17 protein-coding genes are annotated in these 15,875 nt (G+C 66.2%); 14 read left to right on the top strand and 3 right to left on the bottom strand.

The genetic code is table 11. From position 1 onward, the window contains the following. Positions 1-17 precede the first annotated feature (17 nt). Complete coding sequence (gene lysA / locus BRX37_RS08140; RefSeq protein ID WP_125986238.1) at positions 18-1,283, top strand: diaminopimelate decarboxylase; 1,266 nt, start codon at positions 18-20, stop codon at positions 1,281-1,283. After that, positions 1,283-2,041 carry a precorrin-2 dehydrogenase/sirohydrochlorin ferrochelatase family protein gene (locus tag BRX37_RS08135; RefSeq protein WP_125986236.1) on the top strand — a complete coding sequence of 253 codons (759 nt, stop codon included), beginning with the start codon at positions 1,283-1,285 and terminating at the stop codon, positions 2,039-2,041. The genes lysA and BRX37_RS08135 overlap by 1 nt, the downstream gene beginning before the upstream one ends. Here the strand turns inward: BRX37_RS08135 and BRX37_RS08130 are convergent. Both BRX37_RS08130 and BRX37_RS08125 read right to left on the bottom strand, forming a co-directional pair. Continuing rightward, positions 2,022-2,645 carry a response regulator transcription factor gene (locus BRX37_RS08130; protein ID WP_125986234.1) on the bottom strand — a complete coding sequence of 208 codons (624 nt, stop codon included), beginning with the start codon at positions 2,643-2,645 and terminating at the stop codon, positions 2,022-2,024. The two genes, BRX37_RS08135 and BRX37_RS08130, sit on opposite strands and share 20 nt — an antisense overlap. A gap of 52 nt (positions 2,646-2,697) precedes the next feature. Then, complete coding sequence (locus BRX37_RS08125) at positions 2,698-3,351, bottom strand: TetR/AcrR family transcriptional regulator (RefSeq protein ID WP_206434134.1); 654 nt, start codon at positions 3,349-3,351, stop codon at positions 2,698-2,700. A 90-nt stretch (positions 3,352-3,441) separates the two neighbouring features. On the opposite strand from BRX37_RS08125, the gene BRX37_RS08120 reads away from it, so the two are divergent. The 3 genes from BRX37_RS08120 to BRX37_RS08110 are packed head-to-tail and all read left to right on the top strand — an operon-like array spanning position 3,442 to position 7,624. After that, positions 3,442-4,956 carry an efflux transporter outer membrane subunit gene (locus tag BRX37_RS08120; RefSeq protein WP_125986230.1) on the top strand — a complete coding sequence of 505 codons (1,515 nt, stop codon included), beginning with the start codon at positions 3,442-3,444 and terminating at the stop codon, positions 4,954-4,956. Then, entirely contained in the window at positions 4,949-6,085 is a 1,137-nt protein-coding gene (locus BRX37_RS08115) for an EmrA/EmrK family multidrug efflux transporter periplasmic adaptor subunit (protein WP_125986228.1), read from the top strand. The genes BRX37_RS08120 and BRX37_RS08115 overlap by 8 nt, the downstream gene beginning before the upstream one ends. A 12-nt stretch (positions 6,086-6,097) precedes the next feature. Further along, positions 6,098-7,624, top strand: a complete 1,527-nt coding sequence (locus BRX37_RS08110; RefSeq protein WP_004208105.1) for a DHA2 family efflux MFS transporter permease subunit — start codon at positions 6,098-6,100, stop codon at positions 7,622-7,624. Positions 7,625-7,704: 80 nt separating this feature from the next. Here BRX37_RS08110 and BRX37_RS08105 read toward each other — a convergent pair whose 3' ends face one another. Next, a complete protein-coding gene (locus BRX37_RS08105) occupies positions 7,705-9,102 on the bottom strand; it encodes an amino acid permease (RefSeq protein ID WP_125986226.1) in 1,398 nt (465 codons plus the stop codon). A 148-nt stretch (positions 9,103-9,250) separates the two neighbouring features. On the opposite strand from BRX37_RS08105, the gene BRX37_RS08100 reads away from it, so the two are divergent. The 9 genes from BRX37_RS08100 to trmD all read left to right on the top strand — a co-directional run bounded on the left by BRX37_RS08100 (position 9,251) and on the right by trmD (position 15,871). Next, positions 9,251-9,973 (top strand): hypothetical protein, encoded by a 723-nt coding sequence (locus tag BRX37_RS08100; RefSeq protein ID WP_125986224.1) that lies wholly within the window; start codon positions 9,251-9,253, stop codon positions 9,971-9,973. A 193-nt stretch (positions 9,974-10,166) separates the two neighbouring features. Next, on the top strand, positions 10,167-11,657 hold the full coding sequence (gene ffh, locus BRX37_RS08095; protein ID WP_125986222.1) for a signal recognition particle protein: 1,491 nt from the start codon (positions 10,167-10,169) through the stop codon (positions 11,655-11,657). Between the two features lie 41 nt (positions 11,658-11,698). Then, entirely contained in the window at positions 11,699-12,139 is a 441-nt protein-coding gene (gene rpsP / locus BRX37_RS08090; protein WP_004208098.1) for a 30S ribosomal protein S16, read from the top strand. Between the two features lie 5 nt (positions 12,140-12,144). Further along, a complete protein-coding gene (gene rimM, locus BRX37_RS08085) occupies positions 12,145-12,639 on the top strand; it encodes a ribosome maturation factor RimM (RefSeq protein WP_004208097.1) in 495 nt (164 codons plus the stop codon). A gap of 31 nt (positions 12,640-12,670) precedes the next feature. Beyond that, on the top strand, positions 12,671-12,940 hold the full coding sequence (locus tag BRX37_RS08080) for an AbrB/MazE/SpoVT family DNA-binding domain-containing protein (protein WP_125986220.1): 270 nt from the start codon (positions 12,671-12,673) through the stop codon (positions 12,938-12,940). Next, a complete protein-coding gene (locus BRX37_RS08075; protein ID WP_125986219.1) occupies positions 12,937-13,311 on the top strand; it encodes a type II toxin-antitoxin system VapC family toxin in 375 nt (124 codons plus the stop codon). Before BRX37_RS08080 ends, BRX37_RS08075 begins: the two co-directional genes overlap by 4 nt. A 29-nt stretch (positions 13,312-13,340) precedes the next feature. Then, positions 13,341-14,810 (top strand): serine hydrolase domain-containing protein, encoded by a 1,470-nt coding sequence (locus tag BRX37_RS08070; RefSeq protein WP_125986422.1) that lies wholly within the window; start codon positions 13,341-13,343, stop codon positions 14,808-14,810. Positions 14,811-14,864: 54 nt separating this feature from the next. Next, on the top strand, positions 14,865-15,137 hold the full coding sequence (locus BRX37_RS08065) for a hypothetical protein (protein WP_010335523.1): 273 nt from the start codon (positions 14,865-14,867) through the stop codon (positions 15,135-15,137). After that, a complete protein-coding gene (gene trmD, locus BRX37_RS08060; protein ID WP_037507758.1) occupies positions 15,134-15,871 on the top strand; it encodes a tRNA (guanosine(37)-N1)-methyltransferase TrmD in 738 nt (245 codons plus the stop codon). The genes BRX37_RS08065 and trmD overlap by 4 nt, the downstream gene beginning before the upstream one ends. The last annotated feature ends 4 nt before the right edge of the window (positions 15,872-15,875 follow it).

Below are 15,875 nucleotides of genomic sequence, written 5' to 3'. Positions count from 1 at the left end.
CCCGCAAGGATCAGACCTTGGACCATTTCGATTATGTAGACGGCACCATGCATGTGGAGCAGGTGCCGATGACGGAAATTGCGCAGCAGGTCGGCACCCCGGTCTATGTCTATTCGACCGCGACGCTGGAACGCCATGTCGGCGTGTTCCGCGAAGGGCTGTCCCAGCTCGACAATCCGCTGATCGCCTTTGCCGTGAAGGCCAATCCCAACGCCGCCGTGCTGGCGACGCTGGCGAAGCTGGGGCTGGGCGCGGACGTGGTGTCGGGCGGCGAATTGCAGCGCGCCGTGACTGCGGGCATTCCGGCCGATCGGATCGTCTTTTCGGGCGTCGGCAAGACCGCCGAGGAAATGAAGCTGGCGCTGGAGCTGGGCATTTTCCAGTTCAACCTGGAAAGCGAACCGGAAGCGGAAATGCTGTCGGAGGTCGCGCTGTCGATGGGGAAGAAGGCGCCGGTCGCCTATCGCATCAACCCCGATGTCGACGCCGGCACCCATGCCAAGATTTCGACCGGCAAGTCGGAAAACAAGTTCGGCATCCCCTATGACCGGGCGCTGGAAAGCTATGCCGCCGCGCGCGACCTGCCGGGCCTCGATGTCCAGGGCGTCGCCGTGCATATCGGCAGCCAGCTGACCGACCTGGCGCCGCTGGAGGCGGCCTTCGTCAAGGTCGGCGCGCTGATCGCGCAGCTGCGCGCGGCCGGCCATGACATCCGCACCGCCGATCTGGGCGGTGGCCTGGGCGTGCCCTACGACCCGTCGCAGCCGCTGCCGCCGAGCCCGGCCGACTATGGCGCGATGGTGACGCGGGTGACGCAGGGCTGGGATGCGCGGCTGATGTTCGAGCCGGGCCGGGTGATCGTGGGCAATGCCGGCGTGCTGCTGTCGAAGGTGATCCGCGTCAAGCAGGGCGCACAGGCGCCGTTCGTGATCGTCGATGCGGCGATGAACGACCTGATGCGGCCCAGCCTCTATGACGCCTGGCACGATATCCGCGCGGTGGCGCCGGACGGCAACCGGATCGCGTCGAACGTGGTCGGGCCGGTGTGCGAGACCGGCGATACCTTTGCCATGGGCCGCAACATGGATGTGGTGGCGGCCGGCGACCTGCTGACCTTCATGACGGCCGGCGCCTATGGCGCGACCATGGCGGGCACTTATAACAGCCGATCGCTGACCCCCGAGGTGCTGGTGTCGGGCGACAAATGGGCGGTGGTCCGCGCGCGTCCGCCGATCGAGGCGCTGATCGCGGGCGATCATATCCCCGATTGGGTGGCTGGCTGATGCACAGCCTGCCCGTCTTTCTGCGGCTGGAGGGGCGGGCGGTCATCCTGACCGGAGAAGGCGAGGCGGCCGATGCCAAGCGCCGGCTGCTGGAGCGCGCCGGCGCGCGCATCGTCGGCGAGGATGATGCGGATGCGCGGGTCGCGATCGTGTCGGATGGCGACGCGGCGGTGGTGGCACGACTGCGCGCGCGCGGCGTGCTGGTCAACGCCACCGACAAGCCGGACCTGTGCGATTTCACCCTGCCGGCGATCGTTGATCGCGACCCGGTGCTGATCGCGATCGGCACGGGTGGGGCGTCGGCGGGACTGGCGGCTGCGCTGCGGCAGCGGATCGAGGCCTTGTTGCCGAGCGGGCTGGGCGATCTGGCGCGGGCGCTGTTCGCGGCGCGGGGGCGGTTGCGCGACCTGTGGCCCGATGCGGGCGCGCGGCGGCAGGCGATCGGCAAAGCGCTGGCGCCGGGCGGGGCGATCGATCCGATGGGGTTTGATCCGGATGTCGACGTCTGGTTGGCGGAAGGTCCGGAGACGGGCAATAGCGAGCTATATCTTGTCCGGTTGACGTCGGCCGATCCCGACGACCTGACCATGCGCGATGCGCGGATGCTGGCACTGGCCGACCGGGTCTATCATGATGGGTCGGTGGCGCCGGCGATATTGGACCGGGCGCGGGCGGATGCCGAGCGGATTCCGGCTGATGGTCCGCCCGAACGGCTTGAAACCGGCCTCAGTCTGTGGGTCAGTTCTGCCGCGCGCTGAGGCGGGCAACTTCATCCTGCAAGGCCTGGATCGAGGAGACGAGGCGGGCGCGGTCGAGCTGCATTTCCTGCAGGGCATCGCGGGTTTCGCCCAGTTCCACGGCGCGGCGGGCGATGCGGGCGTCGAGTTCGGCATTGTGCCGGCTGAGCATGCCGAGCCGTTCGGCGCGGGCGCACAGATGGCGCAGCCGCGCATCGAGCAGGTCGAAATCGAAAGGCTTGACGATATGGTCGTCGGCGCCGGCCTCCAGCACTTCGACGGCGGACTGGCTGTCGATGCGACCGGTCAGCATGACGATGCAGGCATGGGGGGCGAGCGCGGTGGCGCGAATGCGCTTCATCGTCGTCACGGCGGGCAGCATCAGCAGGTCCATGTCGATCAGGATCAGGTCGACCGGACGCGTGACCAGCAGGTTAAGGGCGATGAAGCCATTTTCGGCCAGCACCACGTCATAGTTAAGCCGCGACAGGCGGCGGGCGATGACGGCGCGGGCGGTCGCATTCTCGTCGATCAGCAGCACGCGCAGCCGACGCGAGGCTGTGGCCCCGCTTTCCGGCTGCTGCGCGACGATCTGATGAAGGGGCTTGCGCTTGAAAAACGGCATTGGATAGCAACTCCTGCGATCGGCAGGATAGAAGCTGGCGGCAAAGAAATGGTTAACGCGCCATGCCTTCGGTGCCATAGGCGCGCAGGAAGATGTCGACGGCGAAGGCGGCGTCGCTTTCCATCTGTTGCGGCGTGACCCGTTCGATCTGGCTGAGCAGCAGCAATTCATGGCAACCCGATGTCGTCAGGCGCATCAGCACGCGGGCGGCCTTGTCGGGGTCGTCGCGGCGCAACTGGCCGCGGTCCATCGCCCCTTCGAGGAAGCGGGCGAGCAGCATCCGGGTATGGCTGGGCGCCATTTCATAGAAGATGCGGCTCATTTCCGGGAAACGGCCACCTTCCGACGCGATCAGTCGGTGCAGGGCGATCGCTTCGGGCGATGTCACCTTTTCGAGCAGGCTGAGCGCGGTGCGATGCAGCGTCGAGGCGAGGTCGCCGCCGGGGTCCAATATTTCCGAAAGTCGCGCGCGATAGGTGCTGGTCGCATTTTCGAGAACCGCGCGAAACAATTCCTCCTTGGACGGGAAATGATTCCACAACGTGCCCTTCGACCCGCCCAATATGGCGGCGATGGCCGACATGCTGGTCGCGGCATAGCCATTTTCCAGAAAATGCCGGGCAGCCACCTCCAATATCGTCTGGCGCCGGTCGAGGCGGCGGGCCTCCCGACGACTGGGGGCTAAAGCTTTTTCCGGGCATGTCATATAAGCGTACCATAGAGTACGCTATTTATATTGACAAGGGTGGTACGGCGGGGCAAAGGCGATTTTCATACTGGATGGTACGGTTTGGATATGTCCGTGAGTCGCATCAGTTTTTCCATTCGCACCGGCGGTATTGCAGTGACAGCGCTGCTTCTGGCCGGCTGTGCTTCAATACCCGATCTGGGCGACAAGCCCGAGATTCGCGCGCCGCAGAACGTGGAGGCCGGGCGCAGCCTGAGCGCCGACACGGTCGCCTGGCCCAGCGAGAATTGGTGGAGTGCCTATGGCGATCCGCAACTGACATCGCTGATCGAGGAGGGGCTGCGCAATTCGCCCGACATGGCGGTGGCGCTGGCGCGCTTCCGCCAGGCGACGGCGATGGCCCAGCAATCGGGCGCGGCGCTGCTGCCCACGGTCGACGCCACGGCCAATGCCGGCGTGACCAAGCAGAGCTATAATATGGGCATGCCCAAGGATTTCGTGCCGCAGGGCTGGCTGGGCACCGGCAAGGTCGGGCTGGACTTTGGTCTGGACATCGACCTGTGGGGCAAGAACCGGGCGTCGCTGGCGGCCGCCACGTCGGAGGCCCGCGCGGCCGAGATCGACGCGCAGCAGGCGCGCCTGGCGCTGACCACTGCGATTGCCGATGCCTATGCCGACCTGGCCCGCCTCTATGACGAGGCGGAAATCCAGGAGCGGACGCTGGAAATCCGCACGGCCAGCCAGAAGCTGGTCGCCGACCGGCGGCAGAATGGCCTGGAAACGCGCGGCAGCGTGCGCCAGGCCGACGCCACCGTTTCCTCGGCCAAGGCGCAACTGGCGGCCGCCCGCGTGGCGATCGAGCTGCGCCAGCATCAGATCGCCGCGCTGATCGGCGCCGGGCCGGACCGTGGCCTGGCGATGACCCGGCCGCAGATCGGCCTGTTGGCGCCACTGGGCCTGCCGGCGGACGTCACCACCAATCTGGTGGCGCGTCGTCCCGACGTCGCCGCCGCGCTGGCCCGGACGCAGGCTGCTGCCAGCCGGATCAAGGTGGCGCGGGCATCCTTCTATCCGGCGGTGAGCCTGAGCGCCCTGATCGGCGTCCAGTCGCTGGGATATGAAACGCTGTTCACCGGCACCGGTGCTTCGGGCGGTTCGACGTCCTTTGCGGACAATCTGTTCAAGAAGGATTCGCTGTTCGGCAGCGCCGGTCCGGCGATCAGTCTGCCGATCTTCCATGGCGGGCAGTTGCGCGGCCAGTATCGCGGCGCGCGCGCGACCTATGACGAGGCGGTCGCCAGCTATGACAAGACGGTGCTGGGCGCCTATCAGGACGTCGCCGACGCCGTGACCAGCCGCCGGACGCTGGACCAGCGGCTGACCGACGCCAAGGCGGCGCTGACCGCGTCGCAGGATGCCTATGGCGTCGCCCAGCAACGCTACAAGGGCGGGCTTTCCACCTATCTCGACGTGCTGAACGTCGAGGACCAGCTGCTCGCGGCGCGTCAGTCCGTCGCGCAGCTGGAAGCGAGCGCCTTCTCTCTCGATATTGCCCTCATTCGCGCGCTCGGCGGCGGCTTTGCCGCGAGCGACGCTCAGTCCAAGGATCGACCCAATGGCTGATGCCGCCACCGAAACTTCCCCTGAACTGGCCGAGCAGCGCGGCAATGCCCGCAAGACCTGGCTGACCCGTCTGGCGATCGCCGTGCTGGTGGTCGGTGTCCTGTGGGCGGCCTGGTATTTCCTGATCGGCCGCAACCATGTCAGCACCGACAATGCCTATGTGAATGCGGAGGTCGCCCAGGTGACCCCCTTGCTGTCGGCGCAGGCGATCGAGGTCAACGTCACCGACACCCAGACGGTGAAGCGTGGCGACATCCTGGTGAAGCTGGACCCGACCGATGCGCAGATCGCGCTGCAGCAGGCCGAGGCCGATCTGGCCGATGCCCGTCGCCGCTTCCGCCAGACGAGCGCGACCAGCGGTTCGCTGTCGGCGCAGGTCGAGGCGCGTGGCGCCGACATCGTCCAGGCCCGTGCCCAGCTGGCGACCGCGCAGGCCGATTTCGACAAGGCCCGCATCGACCTGCAGCGCCGCGACGCGCTGGTCGCGGGCGGCGCGGTTTCGGGTGACGAAGTCACCGCGGCGCGCAAATCCTATGCCGCTGCCAAGGCGGCGCTGGACCTGGCCCGTGCCGGTGTCGAGACCGCGCAGGCGACCCGCAATGCCGCCACCGGCCAGCTGGCCGCCAATGATGCGCTGATCCGCGGTTCGACCGAGGAAAGTGATCCCGCGGTGATGGTTGCCAAGGCGAAGCTGGAAGACGCCAAGCTGGACCTGGAACGCACGATCATCCGTGCGCCGATCGACGGCGTGGTGACCAAGCGTGCGGTCCAGATCGGCCAGCGTGTCGCGCAGGGCAGCCCGATCATGAGCATCGTCCCGCTCTCGCAAGTCTATGTCGACGCAAATTTCAAGGAGCGCCAGCTGCGCCATGTGAAGGTGGGCATGCCCGCCACGGTGGTGGCCGACATCTATGGCGGCGATGTGGTCTATCATGGCAAGGTCGTGGGCTTCTCCGGCGGCACCGGTTCGTCGCTGTCGCTGATCCCGGCGCAGAACGCGACCGGCAACTGGATCAAGGTGGTCCAGCGCCTGCCGGTGCGCATCGCGCTCGACCCCAAGGAACTGGCAGAGCATCCGCTGCGCGTGGGCTTGTCCACCGAAGTCGAGATCGATCTGGCCGGCAAGTAAGGGAGCGAGCGCGTGAGCGGTCCCGAAACCTTCAATCTGCTCTCGCCGCGCACCCGCACGCTTGCCGGGCTGGTGCTGGCGCTGAGCAACTTCATGGTCGTGCTCGACCTGACCATCGCCAATGTCTCGGTGCCGCATATCGCCGGTAATCTGGGCATCTCCGGCGACCAGGGCACCTGGATCATCACATCCTATGCGGTGGCGGAGGCGATCTGCGTGCCGCTGACCGGCTGGCTGGCGCTGCGTTTCGGCGTGGTGCGGACCTTCATCTGGGCGATGATCGGCTTCGGCTTCTTCTCGATGATGTGCGGCCTGTCGACCACGCTGGGCATGATCGTGGCCGCGCGCCTGGGTCAGGGCATCTGCGGCGGGCCGATCATGCCGATGTCGCAGACCCTGTTGCTGCGCATCTTCCCGCCGGAAATGCGACCGCGCGCCATGGGCCTGTGGGCGATGACGACGCTGCTGGGGCCGGCCATGGGGCCGATCGTCGGCGGCTATATCAGCGACAATTGGAGCTGGCACTGGATCTTCTTCATCAACCTGCCGATCGCGGCGCTGTGCGTGTTCGCGGCGATGGCGATGCTGCGGCCGGTGGAGACCGATACGGCGCACCAGCCGATCGACAAGATCGGCCTGTGCCTGCTGATCTTCTGGATCGGCTGCCTGCAGGTCATGCTGGACATCGGTCGCGACCATGACTGGTTCTCCGACCCGCTGATCCTGACGCTCGCCATCCTGGCCGGCATCGGCTTCATCGTCTTCATCATCTGGGAGCTGACCGAGGAGCATCCGATCGTCGACCTGCGGGTGTTCCGGCATATCGGCTTCTCATCGGGCGTCTTCACGCTGGCTTTGGCCTTCGGCGCCTATTTCTCCAGCATCGTGGTCATCCCGCAATGGCTGCAGATGTCGATGGGCTATACCGCGACCTGGTCGGGCATCGTCACCGCCTTCACGGCGATGGCGGCGGTGATGAGCGCGCCGTTCGCGGCCCGCTTCACCGGCAAGGTCGATCCGCGCATCATGATTTCGGGCGCGGTCTTCTGGCTGGGCTGCATGACCTTGTGGCGGGCGCACTGGACCAGCGGCATCGACTTTTTCGGGCTGGCGCTGCCGCAGTTTGTGCAGGGCTTCGCCATGCCCTTCTTCATGATCCCGTTGACGACGCTGACCCTGGGGTCGGTGCCGCCGAGCGAGACCGCGTCGGCTGCCGGCCTGCAGAATTTCCTGCGGACCATGGCGATCGCGATCGCGACGTCGCTGGTGCTGACCGGATGGAGCGACAGCCAGCGCGTGTCGCGCAACGAACTGGCCGGCGCCTTGCAGCCCGACGATGCGCAGCGCGCGCTGTCGGGCATGGGGATGACGACCGAGCAGATCCGCCAGACCATATCCAATCTGGTGGAGCAGGAGGCGATCGCCATTTCGGTCGACTATGTCTTCTTCATCTCCGCGCTGGTGCTGTTTGCGGCGGCGGTGATCGTCTGGCTGGCGCCCAAGCCCAGCGGGCCGGTGGACACGTCGGCGGCGCACTGAGCGCTGCCCTGTTCGAGGCAAAGAAAAAGCCTCCCGTTGCTGTCGCGACGGGAGGCTTTTTCTTTGTGCGGGCCTCGGCCCTAGCGGGCGGCCGAGGCGCGCTTCTGGCCGTAGAGGAAATAGACGACGAGGCCGATCGCGTTCCAGATCAGGCAGGCATAGATGGTCTTCATCGGCAGGCTGAGGAACAGATAGGCGCAGCCGAGCACGGCGCCCAGGCCCACCAGCGTCGCCGCCGGGGTGCGGAAGGGGCGCTTGAGGTCGGGCGCGCGGCGGCGCAGGATCAGCAGGCAGGCGCCCACGGCGGTGAAGGCGATCAGCGTGCCGGCATTGGCGAGCGCAGCAATCTGGTCGATCGGCAGCACGCCGGCGATGATCGCCACCAGCACGGCCGTGACGGCGGTGATGCGCGCAGGGGTGCCGCGCTTCGAGATGCGGGCGAGCGATTGCGGCAGGAAGCCGTCGCGCGCCATCACCAGGAAGATGCGGCTCTGGCCGTAGAGGAAGCCCAGCAGCACGGTGGGAAGCGCAATGACGGCGGCGATCGCGACGATCCGGGCGATCGACCCCTGGCCCATTTCGCGCAGGATGAGGGCGAGCGGCTCCGGGCTGTCGGCAAAGCGGGTGAAGGGCATGGCGCCCACCGCTGCGGCGGCGACCAGCACATAGATGAGGGTGCAGACGATCAGCGAGCCGACGATGCCGATGGCCAGGTCTCGGTCCGGATTCTTGGCTTCCTCCGCCGCGGTCGAGATCGCGTCGAAGCCGTAGAAGGCGAAGAAGATGATCGCGGCGGCGGCCATCACGCCGCGCTCGATGCCGTCAGGCCCCATATGCTTGGCTAAGCCGAAGGGCATGAAGGGTTCGAGATGCTGGGCGTCGAAGGCGGGCAGGGCGACCCAGACGAACAGGCTCAATGTCGCGATCTTGATCAGCACCAGCAGCGTGTTGAGCCGGGCGCTTTCGCGCGTGCCGAACATCAGCAGGGCAGCGACGACGCCGATGATGAAGATGGGGGGGATGTTGATGAGGCCGCCAAGTTCTGGCCCCTTGGTCAGCGCCTCGGGAAAGCCGAGCGGGGTGAGGAGCGGGGCGGCATAGCCCGACCATCCCACCGCCACGGTCGAGACGACCAGCGAATATTCCAGGATCAGGCTCCAGCCCACGATCCAGGCAATGCCCTCGCCGAGCACCACATAGGAGTAGCTGTAGGCGCTGCCCGCTGCCGGCATCATGGTCGACAGTTCGGCATAGGCGAGGGCGGCGCAGGCGCAGATCGCGCCGGCAATGGCGAAGGAGATGAGGACGGCGGGGCCGGCGCGGTCGGCGCCGACGCCGATCAGGGTGAGGATGCCGGTGCCGACGATCGCGCCGACGCCCAGCGCCAGCAGATGCGGCCAGGACAGGGTGCGCGCCATGCTGTGGCCGCCTCCCTGGGGCGTCATCGCCTCCATCGGCTTGCGACGTGTCCAACTCATAGAAAGCTCCCCCTGTTATGCGGTCTGTGGCGGGTTTGCTGGCGCAAACGACGGGCGGGCGCAAGCGCCGAGCCGGAACGTGGCGACTTCTTACAATATTGGGCCTGGTTGCTGCGCTATTGTTGCCAAAGAGCGGGAGGTCGACGCAATGGCGACGGCAATCGGTGCAGTGGAACGACAGGCGCGGGAACGGCGCATCTTCACCGGCATGGCGGCGCTGGTCGCCGTCACCGTGGTTGGCGGCTTCGGCAGCTTTGCCCTGCGCGGCTATGTCGACGTGGCGACCGTGCCGTGGTGGGTGCATGTCCATGCGCTGTCGCTGCTGGCATGGACGCTGCTGTTCCTGGCGCAGGCACTGCTGGTGGCGCAGCGGCGGACCGATCTCCATCGCCAGTTGGGCTGGGTTGCGGCCGGGCTTGCCTGCTTCCTGATCCCCTGGGGTATCGCGACGTCGATCCTGGCGGTGCAGATGGGGCGGGTGCCGCCTTTCTTCCCGCCGGGCATATTCCTGGTGCTGGGGCCGCTCGACATGCTGGCCTTTGGTGCGCTGACGCTGGCGGCAATCCTGCTGCGGCGGCGGAGCGACTGGCACAAGCGGCTGATATTGTGCGGGACCATCGCGATGATGGAGCCGGCATTCGGCCGGATATTGCCGATGCCGTTGCTGGGGCCATGGGCGGGCGCCTGTGCGACACTGATGCAGTTGCTCTATGTCGGGATCGCAATGCGCGCCGATGCCGGACTGCGCGGCGCGGTGCATCCGGCCTATCGCTGGGGGCTGGCGGTGATCGCCGGACGATTGCTGCTGGTCGAGTTGCTGGGGCGCACGGCGATCGTCATTGGGGCGGCGGCCGCGCTGGCTGCGGGATAGCGCACTTGCGCTTGCGGCCGCTTTGGCTTAAGGGGCGCCCTGCATCCGGGACTCTGGTCCTGGAACCCTGACGACTCCAGGATATCCAAGAGGGATATCGAATGGACGCTGGCCGGCGAGTTTTCGTCCGCCGGCGATTTTGTCGTTTTGGGGTGGTGCATGGATTTTCCGGGCCTTGGCCCGAATTGAGGTGATGATGTTCGATTCGCTAAGCGATCGTCTCGGTGGGGTATTCGACAAGCTGCGTGGGCGCGGTGCGCTTACGGAGGACGATGTCCGTGCCGCGATGCGCGAAGTGCGAGTCGCACTGCTGGAAGCCGACGTGGCGCTGCCCGTCGTCCGCCAGTTCGTCGACCAGGCGACCGAAAAGGCTGTCGGCAGCGATGTGCTGCGGTCGATCACGCCCGGCCAGATGGTCGTCAAGATCGTCTCCGACACGCTGACCGAGACGCTGGGCGCCGAAACCAGCGACCTGCTGATCGACGTCACCCCGCCCGCCGTCATCATGATGGTCGGCCTGCAGGGTTCGGGCAAGACGACCTCGACCGCGAAGATCGCCAAGCGCCTGAAGGACAAGGAGCGCAAGAAGGTGCTGATGGCGTCGCTCGACGTCCAGCGCCCGGCCGCGCAGGAACAGCTGGCCGTCCTTGGCACCCAGATCGATGTCGCGACCCTGCCGATCGTCGCCGGCCAGCAGCCGGTCGAGATTGCCAAGCGCGCGCTGCAGTCGGCCAAGCTGCAGGGCTTTGACGTCGTCATGCTCGACACCGCCGGCCGACTGCATGTCGACCAGGCGCTGATGGACGAGATGAAGGCGGTTGCCGACGTCGCCAATCCGGCGGAAATCCTGCTGGTGGTCGACTCGCTGACCGGCCAGGACGCCGTGAACGTGGCGACCAGCTTCACCGCGCAGGTGCCGCTCACCGGCGTCGTGCTGACCCGCATGGACGGCGATGCCCGTGGCGGCGCCGCGCTGTCGATGCGCGCGGTCACCGGCCGTCCGATCAAGTTTGCCGGCACCGGTGAAAAGCTGGATGCGCTTGAGCCCTTCCATCCGGCCCGCGTTGCCCAGCGCATTCTGGGCATGGGCGACGTCGTCAGCCTGGTTGAGAAGGCCGCTGAGACGATCGACGCCGAGGAAGCCGACAAGCTGGCCAAGAAGATGGCCAAGGGGCAGTTCGACATGAACGACCTGCGCAGCCAGCTCAACCAGATGCGCCGCATGGGTGGCCTGGGCGCGCTGGCCGGCATGCTGCCGGGCCTCAAGAAGGCGCAGGCGGCGATGGCCAATAGCGGCGCCAACGACAAGACGCTGCTGCATCTGGACGCGATGATCGGGTCGATGACCCCCAAGGAGCGCGAGAAGCCCGCGCTGATCAACGCCAAGCGCAAGATCCGTATCGCCAAGGGCGCCGGCCGCACCGTGCAGGACGTCAACCGTCTCCTGAAAATGCATCAGGAAATGGAAACGGCGATGAAGAAGATCCGCAAGATGGGCGGCCTCAAGGGGCTGGCCAAGATGTTCACCGGCGGTCGCATGGGTGGATTGGGCGGCCTGGGTGGTCCGGGCGGCGCGGATGGGCAGGGCGGTCCGCCCGACCTGTCGGGTCTGGGTGGCCTTGGTGGCCTGGGCGGCAACATGCCCAAGCTTCCGCCCGGCTTTCAGAATTTCATGAAGAAATAAGCAATTTCCGTAATTTGGTTTGAATAGAAAGGTCTAGTTCCATGGCAACCTCCATCCGTCTGTCGCGCGGCGGCTCCAAGAAGCGCCCCTATTACCGCATCGTCGTGGCCGACAGCCGCGCTCCGCGTGACGGCAAGTTCATCGAGCGCATCGGCAGCTACAACCCCGTCTTGCCCAAGGGCGACGAAAAGCGCGTCATCATCGACGTCGAGCGTGCGAAGCACTGGGTTGCCGCCGGCGCCCAGGCGACCGACCGCGTTGCCCGCTTCCTGGACGCCGCTGGCGTGAAGGAACGCGCTGCTCGCAACAACCCGAAGAAGGCAGAGCCGGGCCAGAAGGCCAAGGACCGCGCTGAAGACCGCGCCGCCAAGGCTGCCGAGGCTGAAGAAGCTGCGCGCGAAGCCGCTGCCGCTGCCGCCGCTCCGGCTGCTGAAGAAGCCGCTCCCGCCGAGGAAGCTGCTGCCGAGCAGGCCGAGGGCTGATCCTCTTGACCGACAAGCCCGTCACCCTGGCCGCGATCATCGGTGCCCATGGCGTGGCGGGCGAAGTCCGACTGAAGCTGTTTGGCGAAGGGGCTGAGGCCCTGAAAAGCTACAAGAGCTTCGATGCGGCGGGGCGCACATTGACGTTGAAGTCGGTGCGCCCCGGCCCGAATGGCGCGGTGGCCCGCTTTGCCGAGATCGGCGATCGCGGCGCGGCCGAAGCCCTGCGCGGCACGGCGCTGACCGTTCCGCGTTCCGCCCTGCCGGCCTTGCCCGAGGGCGAATATTATCATGCCGACCTGGTCGGCCTTCCCTGCACCAGCAGCACCGGCGAGACGCTGGGCGAGATCATCGCGGTCGAGAATTTCGGCGCCGGTGACATCATCGAGGTGCAGCGTCCGTCGATCGAGGGCAAGCCCGGCAAGCGCTTCATGGCGCCGATGCATGTGGTGGTGCTGAGCGAGGACGGCGCCGTGATTGACGCGGCTTTTACCGAATAGTATATACGCTCCGTATATACGGAGCTTCTCCATGGGCGAAGAATATCGGGCCAAGGTCTTCAAGTCGGGCAACAGCCTGGCGTTGCGGCTGCCAAAGGCGCTCGGCTTGCAGGAAGGCGCTGAAATGCGCCTGCGCGAGGAGAATGGCAAGTTCACCCTGGAGCCGGTTGATGCGCCGCCGCGCCTGATCGACGTCAGCAAATTTGCCGGCAAGGCGCCCTGGTTGGAGGCGTTTTCTCGCGAAGAATTCGATGACAGTCCGCGAGTGTGGGACGATCCCGACTTTCCGGGCTTTCGTTGATGTATTTGCTGGATACGAACAGTTGCATCTTCCTGTTCGCCGGCACCTATCCCGGACTGGTCAAGCGTGCGGCTGCGTGCCGGTCCGGCGATCTCGCGCTCTCTACGATCGTTCTGGCCGAACTGGCGCTTGGTTCGGCCAATGGCAAGATTCCGCCTGTCGAATTGCTGGACGCCTTTCTGGAGGAGGTTGTCCTGTTGCCCTTCGACGATGCGGCGGCGCGCGCCTATGCGCGAATGCCCTTTCGTAGAGGGCGATTTGACCGCCTGCTGGCGGCGCATGCACTGAGTCTCGACGCGACGGTCGTGACCAATAATCTGTCTGACTTTGCCGATATTCCCGGCCTGAAAGTGGAGGATTGGACCCGGTGACGCGATGTTTCCTGCCCGTTCTGCTGTTCATGGCTTTTCTTCCCGCGCCGGCCGTTGCTGCCGGTGCCAGGAAGATCGACGCTGCCATCCCCGAGATTGACCGTCTCTTTGCCGATTTCCAGGTCGATAGCCATGCGCCGGGCCTGGTCTACGGCATCGTCGCCGATGGCAGGCTGGTCCATGTGAAGGGCTTTGGGGCGCAGGATCTGGTGCAGAAGCGGCCGGTGACGGCCGACAGTCTGTTTCGTATCGCATCCATGACCAAGGCGTTCACGGCGCTGTCGATCCTGAAGCTGCGCGAAGAGGGCAAGCTCTCGCTTGACGATCTGGCCGAGGCTTATGTGCCGGAAATGCGCGGCTGGACCTATGCGACCAAGGATAGTCCGCGCATCCGCATCCGCGACCTGCTGACGCATAGCGCGGGGTTTGTCGACGATAATCCGTGGGGCGACCGGCAGACGCCGCTGCCCGACGCGGACTTCACCCGGATGCTGGAGCAGGGCGTGCCGATGAGCAGCGCGCCGGCGACTCATTATGAATATTCCAACTTCGGCTATGCGCTGCTGGGGCGGATCATCGCCAATGTCTCGGGCATGCCCTATCGCCGCTATGTCGAGCAGAGCCTGTTGACGCCGCTGGGCATGGCGTCGAGCGGCTATCAGCTGAGCGAATGGCCGGTTGCGCGGCGCTCGCTCGGCTATCGATGGGAAGATGGGCGCTGGAAGCGCGAACCCGACATGGCTGACGGCGCCTTTGGCGCGATGGGCGGGCTGCAGACCAGTGCCAATGACTATGCCCGTTGGGTGGCCTTTCTGCTGTCAGCCTGGCCGCCGCGCGACGATGCGGAGAACGGCCCGGTCAGCCGGGCGTCGGTGCGGATGCTGGCGGAGGGCAGCAATTTCATGAGCGTTGGCCAGCGCAACGGCAAGAGCGGGGCGACCGCCTGCCGCCAGGCCGCGGCCTATGGCTTTGCCATGCGGATCGCGCAGGATTGCGACCTGGGGCTGACCCTGTCCCATGGCGGCGGCTATCCCGGCTATGGCAGCCATGTGATGCTGATGCCGGATTATGGTGTCGGCATCTTCGTCTTCACCAATCGCACCTATAATGGCGGGGCGGGCGCCGCCTGGGATGCGGCGATGCTGTTGCAGAAGGCGGGAGCGCTGATCGCGCGGGACGTGCCGGTCAGTCCGCTGCTGGCGCAGGGCTATGCCGCGGCGGGGCGCATCTATGCGTCGGGCGATGTGCTGGCCGCCCGCGACAATCTGGCGATGAATTTCCTCATGGATGCCGATGCGGTGCATTGGGGCAAGCGTCTGGCGGCGTTGAAGGGTGAGGTCGGTAGCTGCGCGGTCGATGCACCGCTGAGCGCGACCGGCAATCTGTCGGGCAAGTTCACCTGGACCTGCGAGAAGGGGCGGGTGGCAGGCAGCCTGTTGCTGGCGCCGACGGCCGATGCGGAAATCCAGGAATTGAAGCTGGAGGTCAAGGCGCCCTGAGGCGCTGGCGATCGACAGTTCCCCCTGCGGCGAAAATGCTCTAGGCGCGCAGCCATGGCGCAAATTTTGACCGCAATCTATCTGCTGATGATGCTGGCCGGGGGCTGGCGGCTGTTCGGCCTTGGCTGGCCGCTCTGGGTGAAGGGGCTGGTGGCGATCGGGCTGGTCTGTCCCCTGCCGCTGCTGGTGCTGCTGCCGGGCATGCTGCATCCCGAACGGCCCTTTGCCGACATGCTGCGGATGATCGGCTTCGTGATGATGGGCTGCGGTGCGCTCTGCCTGATTGGCGGCCTGTCCGCCGCCCGGCTGCGGGCGCGCCGGCGATGAGCTTTGCGGCCCAGATCCTGACCCTCTATCCCGAGATGTTTCCCGGGCCGCTGGGCGTGTCGCTCGCGGGGCGTGCGCTGGCCGAGGGGAAATGGTCGTGCGATCCGATCCAGATGCGCGGCTTTGCGACCGACAAGCATCGCACCGTCGACGATACGCCGGCCGGGGGCGGGGCGGGCATGGTGCTGAAGCCTGACATATTGGCGCGCGGCATCGATCATGCACTGGCGCAGCGGCCCGACCTGCCGATCCTGGCGATGACGCCGCGCGGCAAACCGATCACGCAGGCGCGGATCCGGGCGCTGGCGGACGGTCCCGGCGTGACCTTGCTGTGCGGGCGGTTCGAGGGCTTTGACGAGCGTATTTTCGAGGCCCGGCCGATCGAGCAGGTCTCGATGGGCGACATCATCCTGTCCGGCGGGGAAATGGGCGCGCTGATGCTGCTGGATGCTTGCATCCGCCTGCTTCCCGGTGTAATGGGCGCCGCTTCCAGCGGTGTCGAGGAATCCTTTGAAACGGGGTTGCTCGAATATCCGCATTATACCCGACCAGTCGAATGGGAGGGGCGCAGGATTCCCGAAGTGTTGCGATCGGGGGATCATGCGAAGATCGCCGCCTGGCGGAAACAACAGGCGGAGGCAGATACACGGCTAAGGCGGCCGGACCTTTGGGAACGTCATATCGGCGTTCGGGACCAGTCGCCCTCTGGTGCGCAACGCGAAAATAAGGACTAAGTTA

This window comes from Sphingomonas sp. S-NIH.Pt3_0716 (assembly GCF_003950715.1).
GTDB lineage: Bacteria > Pseudomonadota > Alphaproteobacteria > Sphingomonadales > Sphingomonadaceae > Sphingobium > Sphingobium yanoikuyae_A.
This window is presented reverse-complemented; position numbering and strand designations above follow the sequence as displayed.